Origin of the sequence: Pseudomonas sp. NFIX10 (genome assembly GCF_900111955.1) — a bacterium.
In the GTDB taxonomy this organism is placed as follows: Bacteria; Pseudomonadota; Gammaproteobacteria; order Pseudomonadales; family Pseudomonadaceae; genus Aquipseudomonas; species Aquipseudomonas fluorescens_AA.
Map to the genome: position 1 here is coordinate 238,936 of NZ_FOKH01000001.1, position 17,793 is coordinate 256,728.

The 17,793-nt window shown below is 61.9% G+C and carries 18 protein-coding genes; all 18 read left to right on the top strand.

The window, feature by feature from the left end; genetic code table 11:
• The first annotated feature begins 184 nt into the window (after window positions 1–184).
• The 18 genes from BM321_RS01055 (at window position 185) to BM321_RS01140 (ending at window position 17,793) form a co-directional block, all read left to right on the top strand.
• Window positions 185–922, top strand: coding sequence for a helix-turn-helix domain-containing protein (locus BM321_RS01055; protein WP_092441249.1), 738 nt, complete (start codon window positions 185–187; stop codon window positions 920–922).
• A gap of 4 nt (window positions 923–926) precedes the next feature.
• On the top strand, window positions 927–2,582 hold the full coding sequence (sctC, locus tag BM321_RS01060) for a type III secretion system outer membrane ring subunit SctC (protein ID WP_092441250.1): 1,656 nt from the start codon (window positions 927–929) through the stop codon (window positions 2,580–2,582).
• Window positions 2,579–3,685 (top strand): type III secretion system gatekeeper subunit SctW, encoded by a 1,107-nt coding sequence (gene sctW, locus BM321_RS01065; RefSeq protein WP_092441251.1) that lies wholly within the window; start codon window positions 2,579–2,581, stop codon window positions 3,683–3,685. The genes sctC and sctW overlap by 4 nt, the downstream gene beginning before the upstream one ends.
• A gap of 23 nt (window positions 3,686–3,708) precedes the next feature.
• Entirely contained in the window at window positions 3,709–5,760 is a 2,052-nt protein-coding gene (locus BM321_RS01070; protein WP_092441252.1) for an EscV/YscV/HrcV family type III secretion system export apparatus protein, read from the top strand.
• 12 nt (window positions 5,761–5,772) lie between these two features.
• A complete protein-coding gene (locus BM321_RS01075; RefSeq protein ID WP_092441253.1) occupies window positions 5,773–6,180 on the top strand; it encodes an InvB/SpaK family type III secretion system chaperone in 408 nt (135 codons plus the stop codon).
• Complete coding sequence (gene sctN / locus BM321_RS01080) at window positions 6,177–7,463, top strand: type III secretion system ATPase SctN (protein ID WP_092441254.1); 1,287 nt, start codon at window positions 6,177–6,179, stop codon at window positions 7,461–7,463. Before BM321_RS01075 ends, sctN begins: the two co-directional genes overlap by 4 nt.
• Complete coding sequence (locus tag BM321_RS01085) at window positions 7,447–7,902, top strand: type III secretion protein (RefSeq protein ID WP_092441255.1); 456 nt, start codon at window positions 7,447–7,449, stop codon at window positions 7,900–7,902. Before sctN ends, BM321_RS01085 begins: the two co-directional genes overlap by 17 nt.
• A complete protein-coding gene (locus BM321_RS01090; RefSeq protein ID WP_092441256.1) occupies window positions 7,899–8,768 on the top strand; it encodes a SpaN/EivJ family type III secretion system needle length determinant in 870 nt (289 codons plus the stop codon). Before BM321_RS01085 ends, BM321_RS01090 begins: the two co-directional genes overlap by 4 nt.
• Window positions 8,765–9,685 carry a FliM/FliN family flagellar motor switch protein gene (locus BM321_RS01095; RefSeq protein ID WP_092441257.1) on the top strand — a complete coding sequence of 307 codons (921 nt, stop codon included), beginning with the start codon at window positions 8,765–8,767 and terminating at the stop codon, window positions 9,683–9,685. Before BM321_RS01090 ends, BM321_RS01095 begins: the two co-directional genes overlap by 4 nt.
• Window positions 9,678–10,337 carry an EscR/YscR/HrcR family type III secretion system export apparatus protein gene (locus tag BM321_RS01100; protein ID WP_092441258.1) on the top strand — a complete coding sequence of 220 codons (660 nt, stop codon included), beginning with the start codon at window positions 9,678–9,680 and terminating at the stop codon, window positions 10,335–10,337. Before BM321_RS01095 ends, BM321_RS01100 begins: the two co-directional genes overlap by 8 nt.
• Before the next feature lie 8 nt (window positions 10,338–10,345).
• Window positions 10,346–10,600 (top strand): EscS/YscS/HrcS family type III secretion system export apparatus protein, encoded by a 255-nt coding sequence (locus BM321_RS01105; RefSeq protein WP_014337351.1) that lies wholly within the window; start codon window positions 10,346–10,348, stop codon window positions 10,598–10,600.
• 3 nt (window positions 10,601–10,603) lie between these two features.
• On the top strand, window positions 10,604–11,407 hold the full coding sequence (gene sctT / locus BM321_RS01110) for a type III secretion system export apparatus subunit SctT (protein ID WP_092441259.1): 804 nt from the start codon (window positions 10,604–10,606) through the stop codon (window positions 11,405–11,407).
• Window positions 11,382–12,416 carry an EscU/YscU/HrcU family type III secretion system export apparatus switch protein gene (locus BM321_RS01115; RefSeq protein WP_092441260.1) on the top strand — a complete coding sequence of 345 codons (1,035 nt, stop codon included), beginning with the start codon at window positions 11,382–11,384 and terminating at the stop codon, window positions 12,414–12,416. The genes sctT and BM321_RS01115 overlap by 26 nt, the downstream gene beginning before the upstream one ends.
• Window positions 12,417–12,690: 274 nt before the next feature.
• A complete protein-coding gene (sicA, locus tag BM321_RS01120; protein WP_092441261.1) occupies window positions 12,691–13,173 on the top strand; it encodes a type III secretion system translocator chaperone SicA in 483 nt (160 codons plus the stop codon).
• A gap of 2 nt (window positions 13,174–13,175) precedes the next feature.
• Window positions 13,176–14,945, top strand: coding sequence for a type III secretion system translocon subunit SseC family protein (gene sctE / locus BM321_RS01125; RefSeq protein WP_092441262.1), 1,770 nt, complete (start codon window positions 13,176–13,178; stop codon window positions 14,943–14,945).
• A gap of 25 nt (window positions 14,946–14,970) precedes the next feature.
• Window positions 14,971–16,338, top strand: a complete 1,368-nt coding sequence (locus BM321_RS30370) for a cell invasion protein (RefSeq protein WP_175534880.1) — start codon at window positions 14,971–14,973, stop codon at window positions 16,336–16,338.
• A 14-nt stretch (window positions 16,339–16,352) separates the two neighbouring features.
• The gene (locus BM321_RS01135) at window positions 16,353–17,456 is read left to right on the top strand and encodes an IpaD/SipD/SspD family type III secretion system needle tip protein (RefSeq protein ID WP_092441263.1); all 1,104 of its coding nucleotides are present in this window, start codon (window positions 16,353–16,355) and stop codon (window positions 17,454–17,456) included.
• Between the two features lie 79 nt (window positions 17,457–17,535).
• The gene (locus tag BM321_RS01140) at window positions 17,536–17,793 is read left to right on the top strand and encodes an acyl carrier protein (protein WP_092441264.1); all 258 of its coding nucleotides are present in this window, start codon (window positions 17,536–17,538) and stop codon (window positions 17,791–17,793) included.

The following is a 17,793-nucleotide window of genomic DNA, read 5'->3' on the forward strand; positions in this document are numbered from 1 at the left end:
GCAGATGCCGCCGTTGTCCCTTTACTCAGTCTGGCACTCATTTGGCCACCGGCATGGGCGCCGATGAACAGTAATGGTGCAAGGCATATGCCAGCCCGGCCCTCATCACCTTTCCATCAAGATTTCAGGCGTCGGGTCTTTCATCCTGTCGTTCCTTCCAACGCCACGTCGCAAAGGAGACGGTATGCAGGACAAATCAATTCGCGCCACGGCCTTGCCAGATCTGGGCGAACGCGTGCTGCACCTGCGCGTGGCCCAGGCCCCGGTTCAGTTGAACGCTGCGCGGTTGGGCCGCAGCCACTGCCTGCCCGTCGGTTGGGAGGGGTTGGTGGTGCAGAGCGATTCGCTGCGGTTCAGTGGCGGCACGCTGCAGGTCACGCCGGTGTGCGAAGCGACGCTGGTCAAGCTGCAGGCGTTCCTGGATATGAGCGATGCCCTGATGGATGTCGGGCAACGGCTGGACGCGTTGCCATGGGCCTTGTTGCCGGTAACCGGCGAAATCGTCCGCTCGCCCCAACGGCTCGAACGCTGGTACATCGGGCAAGCGATGGACGGCACCGAGGCCTATCACGCTGTCGCTCGCCTGTTGCGTCATCACGAGAGCTACGGGCTCGTGCGGTTTTTGCTGGAGCAAGGCACCCGCAGTGAAAAACTGACCACCCTGGCGCAGCGTTATGGCGTGTCGGTCTCGCATTTTCGCCGGCTCTGCCACCAGGCCCTGGGCAGCGCGGCCAAGCCGGCCTTGCGCGGTTGGCGCACGGCCCAGGCGTTGTTGAACATGAGCCTCGGGGACGGTTCGCTGACCGATGTCGCGCTGGAGTTCGGCTTCGCCTCTTCGTCACATTTCTCCAAGGAGATTCGCGAGCTGGTGGGTTTTACCCCCAGCAGCCTGGCCGATATCACCTACCTGCCAGGCAAGTGAGTCGATGATCCCTCGTTCGTTATCCCGGGTCCTGTTATTCCTCTGCTTGAACGGCGCGTGGCTGCTGGCACCCGTTGCCGCGGCGGCCAATGTCTATACCTTCGAGGCCCGGGAACAGAGCGCGCGCACGTTTTTCAGCGAGTTATCCGGGTCCTTGGGCAAGCCGGTCATCGTCAGCAAGGCCGCAGCGGCCAAGCGCATTGGCGGGACGTTCGATCTGCGCACGCCGCAACGGACGTTCGAGCGCGTCAGCGCGCAGATGGGGTTGATCTGGTACAGCGATGGCCAGGCGATCTACCTGTATGACGCCTCGGAAATCAAGAGCGCGATGATGTCGTTGCAGACCTTGACCGTCGCCAAGCTCCAGGCGTTCCTCGGGCGTTCGGGCTTGCACGATGGGCGTTATCCGTTGCGCCACGACGGGCTGCGGACGTTCCATGTGTCGGGTCCGCCGATGTATGTCGACCTGGTGGTGCAAGCGGCCGGGTTGATGGATAACCAGCGCTCGGAACTGTTGCTGGGCAAGCAGCAGATCGGCGTCATCCATGTGCGCAACACCTTCGTCAGCGACCGCCAATATGAGCTGCGCGACGACAAGGTGACCATCCCCGGGCTGGCCACCGTGATCGAAGCGTTGTTGCGTGGCGAGCAGCAACAGGTCGAGCCGTCGGTGGCGCAAACCCCCGAACCGCGACCGCGGGGGATGATGCCGGTGTTTCCTCTCGAAGGCCTGGCGAACACCTCTTCGGACCAGGACCCGACGGCCCCACGCATCATTGCCCGCGAGGTGGCCGCCGGCAACATTCGGGTGGTGGCCTACCCGGATACCAATAGCCTGCTGGTCAAGGGGCTGCCGGAGCAGGTGCGTTTCATCGAGAACCTGGTCAATGCCCTCGACACGCCGAAACGCCACGTCGAGTTGTCGCTGTGGATCATCGACCTGCACAAGGATGAGCTCAACCAGTTGGGCATCAACTGGCAGGGCGCGGTGAAGTCCGGCGGGCAGTTCAGCGCCTCGCTCAACGCCGGCTCGGCCACCACACTCGACGGCGCCTCGTTCGTGACCCAGGTCATGGCGCTGGAACGCACCCACCGGGCGAACGTGGTCTCGCGACCGGTGATCCTGACGCAGGAAAACGTGCCGGCGATCTTCGACAACAACCGCACGTTCTACGCCCCGCTGGTGGGGGAGCGCAGCGTCGATCTGCAGCACATCACCTACGGCACCCTGGTCAACGTGCTGCCGCGTTTCGCCCAGGCCGACGAGATCGAGATGTCGCTCAATATCGAGGACGGCAACGAAGTCGAGAACCCCGGCCGGGGTGAGCAGCCCAGTGCGTTGCCGACGGTCGGGCGCACCCGCATCAGTACCGTGGCGCGGGTGCCCCAGGGCAAGAGCCTGCTGGTGGGCGGCTTCACCCGTGACGATCACGGCGAGCAGATCGGCCGCGTGCCGGTGCTGGGGTCGATTCCGTGGATCGGCCGTTTGTTCAGCTATCGCCAGGGCCGCTCGGCCAACACGGTGCGGGTGTTTCTGATCCAGCCCAAGGAGATCCGCGACGTCCTTGAATCCGCCACGGTGGAGTTGGGCATGCCATTGCTGACGCCAGAGCAGCACGAGCGCGTGCGGCGAATGTACTTCCGGATGTCCGAACAATGATCCTGCCGCCGGTTTCCATGGGCGGCCGGGCCGCCCAGGCCCGGTTGAATGCCGAGAAGGCCGCCGAGCACCCACAACCCCAAGTCGACGCCGAGGCGACGCTGGACGACAGCGCAACGGCGGCCGTGGCGCAGCGCATCGTGCAGATCAGCGACGAGTTGTCGGCGGCGCTGACGCAGTTCCGTGCCCGACGGTTGTTCGAACTCAAGTCCGAGGCCCTGACCGATACTTTCGAGCGCGTGCTGGAGGACGACACCGTGCCCAAGGCCCGGCAGGTGCTGAGCCTGGCGCGGCTGGCGGATAAGCCCGTGGCCTGGTTGCTGCAGATGGCGCGCCGCCTGTTCCCCGATGACAGCGACCTGGCGCTGGTGCTGCGGGCGCTGTTGCGCCGCCGCAACCTGGAAACCCACACCCGCCAGCGCCTCGAAACGCTCTTGCAGACGGTGGTTGCCCAAGGCTCCCCCAAGCGCATGAACGCCGGGATCAACGCCGCGCTCAAGGCCAGGATGTTCGGCAAGAGCATGGCGGTCAGGGCCGGCCTGTTGCGCGAGACCTACCGGGATTTCCTCGAGTCCGACGAAGGCCCGCTCGGTTGCTACCAGGACTGGATCGTCCTGTATGGCCCGGCACAGCGCATGAATGTACTGGCCTTCATCGAAGCCGCGTTGCTCACCGACATCAGTGCCCAGGACCCCAGTTGCTCGCGCCTCGAGTTCGGCCAACTGTTGACCCGGGTGACCGACCTGAAGCGCTTGCGTTCGGCCGATGGGCTGTTTATCGGCGCCGTGCTCGGCGATGCACTGATCTGTCGGCACAACCCCGATGAGGCCGAATGGCTGGTGTTCCTGCTCGGCGTGTTGACCTACCCCGACGACCTCGACCAACTGCTGCTCGGGGCGTTGGGCGAGCAGGTGCTGCTCAGTGCCCACCACGAGCGTTCGACGTTGCTGCAAACCCTGCGGCGGCTCAGCCTGCAATTGCCGCCGCCACTGTTTGCCGATGAAGAGGCGCCACAACGCCTGGCCATTCAGTTCACCCGCCTGGCCGACGTTGCCTATGCCCACGAATGCATCGAGCAGCGCCAGTGCGGCGGTCAGCCATGATCTTGTCGCGGAGCCAGGCCTAAATGCTCAATGTGTTCCTGCGAAGTGTCGGCGCGCGTCCGGAGCTGCTGATCCTGACCTTGATGGTGATGATCATCGCCATGCTGATCATCCCCCTGCCGACGGTGCTGGTGGATTTTCTCATCGGCCTGAACATCGTCATCTCGTTGTTGGTGTTCATGGGCTCGTTCTACATCGAACGCATCCTCAGTTATTCGACGTTCCCGGCGCTGCTGCTGTTGACGACCTTGTTTCGCCTGGCCCTGTCGATCAGCACCAGCCGGCTGATTCTCAGCCAGGCCGACGCCGGCGAGATCATCGCCTCCTTCGGTGACTTCGTGATCGGCGAAAGCCTGGTGGTGGGCTTCGTGATTTTTTCCATCGTCACCATTGTCCAATTCATCGTGATTACCAAAGGCTCGGAGCGGGTGGCCGAAGTGGCGGCGCGCTTCTCCCTGGACGGTATGCCCGGCAAGCAAATGAGCATCGACGGCGACCTCAAGGCCGGCGCCATCGATGCGGCCCAGGCCCGCGAAAAACGCAGCGTGCTGGAACGTGAAAGCCAGCTGTACGGTTCTTTCGACGGGGCGATGAAATTCATCAAGGGCGATGCCATCGCCGGCATCATCATTATTTTCGTCAACTTCATCGGCGGCATGGCCATCGGCGTCGGGCAACTGGGCATGGACCTGTCCACGGCCCTGTCGACCTACACCCTGTTGACCATCGGCGATGGCCTGGTCGCCCAGATTCCCGCGCTGCTGATCGCCATCGGCGCCGGTTTCATCGTCACCCGCGTCAACGGCGATGACAGCAACCTGGGGCGCAACATGCTCACCCAGATGCTCGGCAATCCATTCGTCCTCGGCGTCACCGCATTGCTGGCGGTGGGTGTGGGCCTGTTGCCGGGCTTTCCGCTGCTGACCTTCCTGTCGATTGCCGGCGTGTTGGGGCTGGTGGTGTTTGTGCGCCAGCGCAAATCCGCGCGCCCGGCAGGCCCGGGCGAAAGCCGCGCCGAAGCCGCCGAGCAAGGCGCGCTGCCGAGCGAGTCGGGGCTGCTCGATGATGTCGACAACATCGCCACAGAAACCATCGCCCTGATGCTGCTGGTGCCCCCGGCGCGCCTGCAGGCGTTGGAGAAGGAGCGCTGGGCGGCGCGCTTTCGCAGCCAGTTTTTCGTCGATTACGGCTTGCGTATTCCCGAGCCACGGCTGCGGGCCAGCGAGGCGTTGCCGGTCCATCAAGTGGCGGTGCTGATCAATGAAGTACGGGCCGAGCAATTCGACATTCATTTCGATCACTGGCGCCTGCTGGATTATTCCCCCGAGTTGGAACCGTTGGGCTTTGCCCTGGTGCGTGGCACCGATAGCAATCGCCTGGGCGGCGTCTGGGTTACGGCCGCCGACCGGGAGCGGGTGCAGCAGTTGGGTTATCACCTGCGGCCTGCCGACGAAGAATGTTATCGCTGCCTGGTCACGCTGCTGGCGCGCAACATCCAGGAGTTTTTCGGCGTGCAGGAAACCAAGCAGTTGCTCGACGAAATGGAAGCGCGTTACCCCGACCTGCTCAAGGAAGTCTATCGCCACGTCACGGTGCAGAAGATCGCCGAGGTGCTGCAACGCTTGATCGGCGAGCGCATCTCCGTGCGCAACATGAAGCTCATCCTCGAATCCCTCGCCCATTGGGCCTCCCGGGAAAAGGACGTGCTGGCGCTGGTGGAGCACGTTCGCGGCGCGATGGCTCGTTACATCAGCAACAAGTTCGCCCAGGGCAACGACCTGCGGGTCTTGCTGTTGTCGGCGGAGTTCGAAGACGTGGTCCGCCGGGGCATCCGGCAAACCTCGGGCGGCAATTTCCTCAACCTGGAGCCGGCCGACTCGGAAGAGCTGATGGACCGTCTCAGTGTCGGCCTGGACAGCGTGCACATCGCCCACAAGGACATGGTGCTGCTGTGTTCGGTCGACGTGCGGCGCTACATCAAGAAACTGATCGAGGGACGTTTCCGGGAGCTGGACGTCATGTCGTTCGGCGAGGTTTCCGAGAATGTCTCGGTCAATGTCATCAAAACGCTGTGAGGAAACCCTGAGATGGTACCGATGGATATCGCCGATCTACTGCGCCAAGCGCTGCGATACAGCGGCTGCGCGGACAGCCAGATAGGCCACTTCGACAGCCACAGCACGATAGAAATGCAGATGAGAAGTCTGCCCGATATCAGTGTTGCGGTCGTGGAAGGCGATGTGTGGGTTTGGGCGGCGGTCGCCGAGTCCACCCCACAGACATTCAATTATTGCGCCTTTGACCTGATGCAATTCTTGTTTGAAGGCAGTGCTTTTTCCCGCACCGGGCAATTGCACTTGTGCGAAGTCGAGGGGCGACTGGAGTTGCGCTTGATGGCCAATGCGCTTGCCTTGAGCGATGCCGAGCATTTCGCCCAGGCGCTGGATTCCTTTGTACAAGCGATGGAAACACTGCTGGAAATCCTGCGTCGATGAGCCTCAGGCTGGAAAGGCGTGCGGCCCATCCCACGCGATTGAGCGGGCCCTTGATCGAAGCGGCATTGGGCGAGGTGGTGGTCGGCGAAGTCTGTGAAGTGCGTCGCCATTGGCGCTCGCCCGAGATCGCTGCGAGGGCGCAGGTCATCGGCTTCAAGCCCGGCGCGGTGCTGCTCAGTTTGCTGGGCGAGGCGAAAGGCTTGTCCCGGGAATCGATGATCGTGCCCACCGGCTCGACTTTGCAGTTGACGTGCAGTGACGCCTTGCTCGGCAGCGTGGTCGATCCCCAGGGCGTTATCGTCGAGCGCCTGGCGCCGTCGACAGCGGTTGCCCAGCGCGATTGTGCGGTGGATGCCGACCCACCGTCGTACCAGCAGCGGCGCCCGGTGGTGGAGCCGCTGCGCACCGGTATTCGCGTCATCGACGGCTTGCTGACCTGCGGCGTCGGCCAGCGTATCGGCATTTTCGCCGCCGCCGGTTCCGGCAAGACCACCTTGATCAACATGCTGATCGAACACACGGACGCGGAGGTTTTTGTCATTGGCCTGATTGGCGAACGTGGGCGCGAAGTCACCGAGTTCATCGAGCATCTGCGCCAGTCGCCCAAGCATGCCCGTTGCGTGGTGGTGTACGCCACGTCGGATTTTTCCTCGGTGGATCGCTGCAACTCGGCGCTGCAGGCCACCACCATCGCCGAGTATTTTCGCGACCAGGGCCGGCGCGTGGTGCTGTTGCTGGACTCGTTGACCCGCTACGCCCGTGCGCGCCGCGACCTGGCCTTGGCCGCCGGTGAAGCACCGGCGCGGCGAGGTTATCCGGCCTCGGTGTTCGATGCCTTGCCGCGCCTGCTGGAACGTCCGGGCGTGACCGCGTCGGGTAGCATCACGGCCTGGTACACGGTGCTGCTGGAAAGCGATGACGAGCCGGATCCGATCGCCGAGGAGATTCGTTCCATTCTCGACGGCCACGTCTACCTGAGCCGGGCCTTGGCCGCCAAGGGGCATTACCCGGCCATCGATGTCTTGCGCAGCGTCAGTCGGGTGGCGACGCAGGTCACCACGCCAGAGGTCCGGCAATTGGCGGCCGCGACTCGCGACACCCTGGCACGCCTTGAACAGCTGCAGGTGTTTCTCGACATGGGCGAATACAGCCCGGGCGCGGACGCGGCCAATGACCGCGCGCTGCAACGTCGCGAAGCCCTCGGCCAATGGTTGCGCCAGCCGACGGATCAATCCAGTGAGCCAGATGAAACCCTGCGGAGCCTGCATGAAATCATTGCTTGATCAACGACGCCTGCTGGCCTTCAGTCAGTTCCGTCGACAACGCGGCGAGCAGGCCGTGTTGCGTGTCCAGCGTCAATTGCCGCCGCTGCGCCAGGAACAGTCCGCTTTCGAGGAACAAGAGGCGGCGCTGCAACGCTTGTTGAGCAGCCATCAAGCCAATGATTGTGTGCTGGATCACGCCCAGTTGTTGGCGCTGTTGCGCACCCAGGCGGTCATCCGGCGGCGCATCGATCTGCTGCGTGTCGAGCGTGATCGCGTGGACCAGCAGTACCGGCAGATCGAGCAGCAGTTGCAGGCGCAGCGCGAGCAACTGCGTGGGCTGCAACGCAAACAGGACAAGTATGCGCGCGGCGTCCAACAGCTGTTGCGTGGGCAGCGGCTCGAGGCGGTGCGCCGCGAAGAACGGGAGCTGGAAGAGCTGATCGGAGTGCGGCGATGAACGAAGTCTTTGCAGTGCCCAGGGGGCCGGTCCAGGCCCTGGAACCCGTCGACGAAGGTCCGCTGGATGAGCTGCTGGACCAACTCGTCCCGGTGCAAGAGGATCAACTGCCACAAGGTGCGCTGGACCTGATGGCGGCGCTGATCTTGCCTCGGCGCCCCCTGACGGAAGCTGCCCTGACGCTGGCTGGGCAGGCGATGAAAGTGGGACAGGAGATGCTGGCGGTTGAGCGCGATCAAGCCCGGCCGTTTGGCCGGGATACGGAGGGGGCCGAGCCCGCTGGCAGGCGATGGGTTGCCCGGGAAAACCTGGCCTTTCCACCGACAGGCGCGCCGCCCGGCAAGTTGACCCAACAAGGGTTGACGCAGCACCTGGAGCGGGTGGCCTCTGGCGTCGATAAAACTGCGGTGCCGGCATCACTTGAGCCGCTGGCGGTGGAGCCGTTCACGGCACCCCGTCTCGACGAACAGCCGTTGCCCCAGGCGCCGATGAGCGCTCAAGGCCCGCGCCAGACGCCGGCCGTTGCCCCACCGGCCCTCCCTTCACCGGCGCTACCGCCGGCGCCACCAATGCTTGAGGTCATGGTCGAGGCGCTGCCGGACACGGGCCGGGGCGTGCTGCAAGTACCGTTCAATAAAGGCGCTGCCAGCGGACAGATAACGATTACCCGGGTGCCCGAAGAGCCCACTCGGAACCTGACGCTCAACCCCAGCAATACCCTGGTGTTCGAGCAACTCAAGGCGCCTTTCGAGCTGGCCCGGGAACCGGCCTGGCGGCTGGCCGACAGTGGCGGCGAGCAGTCGCGCCAGGGCTCGCATCAGGCGCCGGATGAGGAGCAGGACGAGCAGGCCGGGGGGCCGGCATGAGCGCGTTGCCGCTACGACGGGTCGAGCCGTTGGCCCATGCCCAGGCCCAGGCGATTCAACGTTGGCGACGCGCCGGCCGGGACACGGGATTGGGCCAGGTGCCAGGGCATGACGGCTATTTGCGTTTTTGCGCCCAGGGTGACGGCGGCCACTGGCAAGGGCTGATTGCGGCCCACGACTGGCTGTATCGCGCGCTTCCACAGTTGCAGTCGTTACTGAAGGTGGAAACGTCGTTGATGGATATCGTCGAGTTGTTTCGGGTGCTGCCACGTCCCTTGTTGCTGGAGGGAGACGAGTTGCAATACCGGGCGCTGTCCGACATTGAAGGCGTCGCCCCGGCGCGATTGCCCAGCCGCGAGCTGCCCTGGCTCGAAACCCCGCGGGGGCGCCTGTGGTTGTTGCAACTGCCGCCGACAGCCGTTGCCAGCGAGGGCTTGGGTGTCGATTCATGGCTGGACGATTTGCCGCTGCGCCTGGAGTTGATGCTCGGCATCAGCCACCTGAGCCGTGCCAGCCGGATACGCCTGGAAGAGGGCGATATCGTGCGCATCGTCCAGCGTTCCCAGCGCTGTTGTCTGGCCGACTACAGCCTTGGCACTTTCACCTTTACCCAGGAGGGTCTACACATGCAACCGAGCGTGACCGATGCCAACGCGGATAACCCGTCAGAAACCGCGACGATCGACCTGGCAGCGCTCCCGGTGCGCCTGGAGTTCCTGCTCCCCAGTCATGAAACCGACCTGGCTACCTTGTCGCGCATCATCGACGGGCAACTGATCCCGTTGACCGAGGACGCGGCGCGGCACATCGAGGTGCGGGCCAACGGCAAGCCGGTGGCCCGCGGGGAGCTGGTGCAGTTGGACGGTCAGTTGGGTGTCGAATTGCTCCAGGTCTATCGGGCCAGCGCCGATGAATGATGTCTCGCTGATCGCGCTGTTGGCGTTCGCGTCGCTGCTGCCGTTTCTGGTGGCGGCGGGTACTTGCTATCTCAAGTTCTCCATCGTGTTCGTCATCGTGCGCAACGCGTTGGGCCTGCAGCAGGTGCCGTCGAACATGGCGCTCAACGCGATTGCCCTGATGCTGGCGATTTTCGTCATGACACCGGTCATGAAGCAGGGCTATGACTATTACAAGCGCGAGGCGGTGGCCTTTACCGATATCGAGTCGGTGGTGAACTTCGCCGAGAACGGCCTGGGCAGTTACAAGGATTACCTGCGCAGGTACACCGACCCGGAGCTGGCGCAGTTTTTCGAGCGGGCCCAGGCGCTCCAGGATGAAACCGACACGGGCCTGCCTGCCGATGAAGAACTTGTGCCCTCGCTGTTTGCGCTGCTGCCGGCCTATGCCCTGAGTGAAATCAAGAGTGCCTTCAAGATTGGCTTCTACCTGTATTTGCCCTTCGTGATCGTCGATCTGGTGATCTCCAGCATCCTGCTAGCGCTGGGCATGATGATGATGAGCCCGGTGATCATTTCCGTGCCGATCAAACTGGTGCTGTTTGTCGCGCTGGACGGTTGGGCGCTGCTGTCGACCGGGCTGGTCAAGCAGTACCTGACCTTGCTGGCCTAGGTGCACCGATGAACGATCTGGTCTATGCCGGCAACAAAACCCTGTACCTGATCCTGCTGATGGTGGCCTGGCCGATCATCGTCGCCACCGTGGTCGGCCTGGTGGTCGGGTTGATCCAGACCGTGACCCAGTTGCAGGAGCAGACATTGCCGTTCGGTTTCAAGTTGTTGGCGGTGGCGGCATGCCTGTTCCTGCTGTCGGGCTGGTACGGCGAAACCCTGCTGGATTTCAGCCGCGAAGTTATCCGCCTGGCGTTGAGCTAGCCGATGTCGGTGGCATTGTTTTTCGACCTGTATGCCTGGTTCGCCGTAGCGGTCCTGGGTGTGGCGCGCCTGGCACCGATTTTTTTCATGTTGCCGTTTCTCAACAGCGGCGTGCTCACCGGTGCCCCGCGTCAGGCGGTGATTGTGCTGGTGGCGCTGGGGTTTTGGCGCTACATCGGTGTGCCCGCACCTACCCTCGACAGCCTGGCGTTCCTCGGCCTGGTGCTGCGCGAGGCGAGTATAGGCGTGCTGTTGGGGATGCTGTTGGGCTGGCCGTTCTGGGTGTTGCACGCCATGGGCAACCTGATCGACAACCAGCGCGGGGCCATGCTCAGCAGCACCATGGATCCGGCCAACGGTGTCGACACCTCGGAGCTGGCGAATTTTCTCCAGTTGTTTGCGGCGGCGGTGTATCTCGCCGGTGGCGGGATGCTGTTGATGCTCGAAACCGTTGGCCACAGTTATCGCCTGTGTGCGCCGGCGAGTGGCTGCCAACTGCATTTGCCGGCGGTGTTGGGGTTGCTGGATGCGCTGGTGAGCAAGACGCTGGTCATCAGTGCGCCGGTGGTGGCGACCTTGCTGGTCAGCGAGGCGCTGCTGGGTTTGCTGTCGCGCTATGCGCCGCAGATGAATGCCTTCTCCGTGTCGCTGACGGTCAAGAGCCTGGTGGCGTTGGTGGTGCTGATGCTGTACTTCGGCGTGCATCTGCCGGACGAAGTCTTGCGCATGGGCACGATGGCCGATGGGCTGGCGCAGTCTCTGGGCGGTGGGGAGGAGGGGGATGTCATCCAGCGCCTCGAAGACTGAAAAACCCACCGCCAAGCGCTTGCGTGATGCCGCGCGCAAAGGGCAGACGTTCAAGGCCAAGGACCTGGTCATCACCTGCCTGACCCTGTGTGGCATCACCTACATGGTGTTCAACAGCTCGTTAGTCGAGGTCATGGAGGTCTACCGGCGGATCATCGCCAGCGATTTTGACGCCGACCTGCAAGCCTACTCGGTGATGCTGGTGCTGGTAGGGCTCAAGGCGTTGTTGCCGTTGCTGCTGGTGTGCGTGCTGACCAGTGCGCTGCCGGCGCTGTTGCAAAGCGGTTTTGCGTTGGCCAGCGAAGCGTTGAAACTGAATTTCGGTGCATTGAACCCGATCAATGGCTTCAAAAAACTGTTCAGCCTGCGCACGGTCAAGGACACGTTCAAGGCGCTGTTGTACCTGGGCTGCTTCGTCATGGCGCTGTGGATCGTCTGGGCCACGCAACGGCAATTGCTGTTCGCCCAGCTCTTCGCCCTGGCACCGGATCTGCTCGCGATCTGGGGGCATCTGTTGCTGGTGCTGGTGCTGGCGTTCCTGGCCTGCATCCTGCTGGTCGTGGTACTCGATGCCCTCAGCGAATACTGGTTGTTCATGAAAGACCAGATGATGGACAAGGACTCGGTCAAGCGTGAACACAAGGAGCAGGACGGCAACCCGCAGATCAAGGGGCGCCGTCGCGACCTGCACATGGAGCTGCTATCGGAGCAGGTCAAATCCGACGTGCGCAGCTCGCGCATGATCATCGCCAACCCCACGCACATTGCCATCGGCGTGTATTTCCGTCCGGAAATCACCCTGTTGCCGTTCATTTCCCTGATGGAAACCAACCAACGTGCCCTGGCCGTCCGGGCGTACGCCAAGGAGGTCGGTGTGCCGGTGATCAACGACGTCGCCTTGGCCCGACGGATCTTCAAGACCCACCAGCGCTACAGCTTTCTGCAGGTGCAGGAAGTCGAGGAGGTGCTGCGCCTGTTGATCTGGCTGGAGCAGGTCGAACAGGCCTGAGGCCGACGTTTCTTCGAGACAACGCCCTATCAACTATGCCGTACACCTGTGGCGAGGGGATTTATCCCCCGTTCGAGTGCGCAGCGCTCGCCGCTTTTTTTGGGGCTGCTTCGCAGCCCAGCGGGGATAAATCCCCTCGCCACATGCCGCAGGACAGCCTTGCCAGTCCAGGGCCGACACCCACGCGGATGAGCGCAATTTGGCAGCGGCCTTGCCGGTGTTTTGGCCCAATGCACCGGTCAGCGACGCTGACGTTTTTTCAGGAGTGTGGCCGATGAGTCGCAACAACAAACAAGACGAGCAGGTGGCCCTGGACGTCGTCGACGCGGTGCTCGGTGGCGCGCCGTTGAAAGACGTGCAAGGCCTCAGTGACGAGCACATGGACAGTCTCTATGCCTTCGCCTTCCAGTTCTACGAACAGGGGCGGCTGGACGATGCCGAGAAGTTCTTTCACTTCCTGTGCATCTACGACTTCTACAACAGCCATTACTGGATGGGGCTGGCGGCCGTGCACCAGCTCAAGCAAAACCACCAGAAGGCAATCGACCTGTATGCCATCGCGTTCGCCCAAGGCAAGGAGGACTACCGGCCAATGCTGTACGCCGGCCAGTGTCACCTGGCCCTGGGCAAGATCGGCAAGGCCCGGCTGTGTTTCGAATACGTGCTCGAGCAGGCCGCGCAAGACGATCTGCGCGAGCAGGCCAAGGTCTATCTCGACACCCTGGCCAACATGGAACTGCATGGTTCGGAGGACTGAACATGACTGATATTGGAAGCACCCGTAGCGCTCTATTCCCAGGGGGGATGAGCCGCACCGAAGCCTTTGAAAAATATGGCCCGGCTGCCAGCAAGGCCGCCAGGACCACGGATTATCAGGAAGCCGGTCGCAAAGCATTGGCGGACCTGATGTCAGTGAAGTACGAGGGGCACGATGGCCCGTTCGCCGCCGGCACTGGCCGCCCCGTGTTGCACGCGCCGCCGCCGCGAGCCGATGGCAACAAACAGGAAACCAACGGTGACCTGTTCACGCTGTTGATGGCGATGATCAGCGAACTGATCGGTGAGGTCGACGTAAACAAACTGAAAAACCGTCTGGCGATGCTGCAGAGCATGGCCAGTGCCAGGCAGCAGGGCCAGGCCAACCTCTCGGCGGAATACGCCGCCGCTGTCCAGGCGCTGGCCGATGCCGAGGGCCAGGTCGGGAGCAGTCAGGAACAGCTCGATCAATTGCACGAGCGCGTCCTGCATTTCCAGGGGCTGCTCGCCGACAGCGAGGCGCGACTGGCGCAGCTTGATCCCGAGTCGCCTGAGTACGCCCAGGAGCTGGCCCGCCGCGAGCAACTCAAGGGCGAGGTGGCGAGCCACACCCAGGCTTTCGACACGGCCGTGGATGCGCACTTGAAGCTGATCGAGGTCGCCAATGCTTTCGCCAGGACGCTGAGCGGGGTGGTTGCGAAAGTACAGCTGTCCGTCGTCGGCAGTGCCGCCACCAAGGACAGCGACGAAAAGGCCCTCAGCAGCAGTGCATTGGCATTGCTCAATCGCTTGAAGATCATCGAATTGCTCGGTGAGGCCGCGCAGAACAAGGAGGAGCTCAGCCAGGAGCTGTTCCAAGAGCTGCAAGCCAGGCTTCAGGAGCATATGAAGCGTGAGTCGGATAAATACCTGGAAGAAGTCCGCAAGGCCGAGGCCCTACAGAAAACCATGGGCTGCATCGGCAAGATCGTAGGCGCGATATTGACGGTCGCCACTATCGCCGCCGGCGTCTTGACCGCCAACCCGGTGCTGATCGCCGTGGGCGTGATCGGTGCGGGGGTCATGATCGCCGATGCGGTGATCCAGGAAAAAACCGGTGTGTCGTTCATGGCCGAAGCCATGAAGCCGTTGACGATCGTCATGCAGGAAGCCATCAAGCGGTTCTCCGAGATCTATACCCAGCTGCTGATAGACCTGGGTGTCGACGAGGAGAAGGCCAAGGAAATCGGGCAGATCGGCGGCATGATCCAGGGCGTTATCTCGACACTGGCGGCGGTCGCCCTGGTGGCCGTCGTTGGCGCGCAGGTCGCCGGCCCGATGCTCAGCACCGTCGCCTCGAAACTGGCTTCGGTGGCCTCCCAGGCCGCCCCCGCCGCGATGCAAGCCATGAAGCAGGTGGCGACGTCGGTCGGCAACACCCTGACGCAAATGCTCACGCAACTGCGCGGGTTCATCACCAACGGCGCCGATGCAGTCAAGCTGGCGGGTTACGCCGCGAAGCTGGAAATCGCCCAGGCCCTCACCGAATTCGGTCATGTCGCCGCGCAAGGCGCAATGCAAATCAAAAGCGGCCACCACCAGGCCCAGGCGGCCGTGCACCTGGCGGATGTGCGCGTGCGCATGGCGATCAGCGAGGAAATCAGCGCCTACCTCACTCAGGTGGTGGAGAACTACGGCCAGGCGATGCAGGAACGAACCCGCCAGATCGAGCAGGTATTCGCCGACCTGCAACGCAGCCATTCCGTCAGCCTGCAAATGGCTCGGCGCATTTGAAACCTACTGGTAACAGGTATCTACGATGACCACTATTCATGCACCAACCCCCAGCGTTTTGCTTAAATCTGATTCAGTCAGTGACGCGGGGCTGAGCGAGCTGATTACTCAGGAACAGTTTGCCAAGGGGCTTAAAAGCAAGTCCCATTTGAGCCCGGCGGTCCTCGACCAAATCACCAAAAAACAAATCCTGCGCAACGAGAGTTTCATCGTGCCCTCAGCGCTGGAGCTGGAAAATGCGATCGATGCCTACCAGCCCACTCAATCGGACTGGGAAGACATGACTTCTGCCCTGGCGCTGCTCAGCGATGAAGTACGCAACGACCTGATATTCGACCCCGGAGCCTGGGAAAAACACGCCAATGTATTGGTGACCGCGATCATTGCGCTGAACGTTGCTCGCGTGATCAACGCGCAACTGCGCGGCCATTTCACCGTCATGGCTTCCGAGGCGGCCAAGGCCCAGGGCGCGGCGATTATCGAGTCCGGCGAGGCAGCGCTGCGCAGTGCCATCGCCGGGGCAATCGTATCCGGTGCCGTATCCGGGTTCGCCTTGGTCAAGACTTTGCACGGTCAGACCTTGAAGCATGCGGATATCAACCTGCACAAGCGCAACGCGATGGATGCTCGCAACATCGAGCGTGACCTCAAGCTTGAGCGCAGTCGGGACGCGTGGAATCCACAAACCACCTATAAGATTAATACCCTTGATGAGTTCGGCCGCCCGAAGACGGTCGACTTCAAACTCGACGGTCCGTCCCGACCACCCGAAGATCTGGAATGGTTCGACAAGGAAATCCTCAAGGCACAGGAGGTTGGTCGCAATGCCAATTGGCTGAGCCAGACAGACCGCCAGAATAGGTTGAACCTGCATAAGCCTAACGCCTTGAACGCCAGAAACATCGAACGCGACCTCAAGCTTGAGCGCGACCGAACGGACTGGAATTCGGAGACCACCTACAAGATCAGGACGTTCGATAAATTCGGCCGTCCGACGTCAGTCGATTTCAAACCCAAGGGCGCGTCCCTGTCATCTAAGGACCGAGCTTGGTTCGACAAGGAAATAGCCAACGCGCAAAAAGTCAGCGAGACCTCCGACTGGCTGAGCCAGATGGGCAGCAAAGGCATCGAAAAGAAACTGGAAATAGGCCGCGCCCTCAGCGCCATGTCGATGAACCTGGGCCAAGTGCTGTCCAAGCTCGTTGGCTTGAGCGAGCACACCGCCCGTGAGAAGGACGCTCTGCAACAAAGCGCACAGAGCAGCCAGAAAGCCCTGAGCGACGAAGTCAGCCAGAAGGACGCAGCCGAAGCGGCGTTGCTGCAAAAACTGATGGACATTGTGATGCAGTTGTTCCAGTCCCGTGCCGACGTCATTCGTAGCCTGACGGCTTGAGAGGACCTGACCTGATGATCATTCACGGTTCCACATCCACCCACCCGCAGCCCATCGACTTGGACACTACGAGCCCTGCACCGACACCGCCTGAAATGCCGGCTGCCAATCCAGTCGTCGCAAACCCTGCGGCGTCTTTGGAGCGCTCGCTCAAGACCCTCGATCGTCATCTGGAGCGTGCGCTGATTTGCTCGCAGGAAATCACCCGGGCCGCCGAGCGCCTGGCAACCGAGGGGCCGGTGAAAGGCGCCCTGGCGAGTTTCGTCGAACAGACCCACGCCAAGCGTATTCGCGCCGAAATGTGGACCCTGCAATTGCGCCAATGCTGCGCGGTGATAGCCCACACCCTGGAAACGGCGCCGCTGAATGAAACACAGCGCCAGCAACTCGATGACCGACAAAGCGAAATATTGCGCAGCCTCAAGCAGTCCATTGAGCAGAGCGCCCCGCCGGAAATCGCCGAGGCCCTGGATGCCACGATTAATTCCTCGAACGACTTCTTTGAAAAGCTCCTGGAACTGATCGACCTGATCAAGAACGGCTACCTGGCCGGCTATGAACACATCATCTCGGCCTATTCGGACTTCTTCTCCGATTTCAACACCGAAATCACCGCGATGATGAAGGATTGGGTCGAAGGGGTTAACGACGGCAAAGAGGTCGAGTTAAGTGCAGGCCCGTTGCGCGAGGCACTGGAAAAACTGATTGCAAAATATTCCCTGCCCAACCCTGCCGCCATGCTCTTTCCGGCCCCCCCCGATACTGGAGCGAGCAAGGAAGAGGCGGAAAAATGGCTCAAGGCGCTGGGTCTGCCTGACAGTTGCCTTCAGCAGAATCCCAAGCCGAACGGTCCCTGGTGCGTGGTCATCGATCTCGGGCCGTTGAATGTGATGCACAACGGGCTGAAGGATTATGGCGACAAGGTAAAGCTCGATACGGCCGCATTCAATGCCTGGCAAACCGGCTTCAACGCCCAGGAGGAACTTCTGAAAAACAGATTGCAGTCCTTCACTCAGAAGTATTCGAACGCCAACGCTTACCACGATAACTTCAATAAGACTTTGTCGGCGCATTTGAATCAGTTTGGGGATATGTTGCGGGCGATGTTGAACTTCTAAGATCGAGCAACGGCTGCAATATTCAATCTGGCATGGCGTGTACTGTTCCACGCCTGTCAGATTCTTTTCAGGAAAGAAAATGTCAGAAAATCTAAGCGAAAGTATCCAGGCCGTCATCAAATCATTGGCGCTTGGTATTCCCCCCAGTGATCGGGTCATTGGCGATGCTTCGCGGTTGGTCGAGGATCTGTTTATCGATTCCATGAGTCTGGTGGAGCTTGTCCTGGAGCTTAATAACGCTTTCGGTATCGAGCTGCCCGAAGGTGAGGTGGAGGCGTGGAGGACAGTGCAGGATGTAGTCGACTCGGTGCAGAGATATAAAGAGAATAGCCCTTGA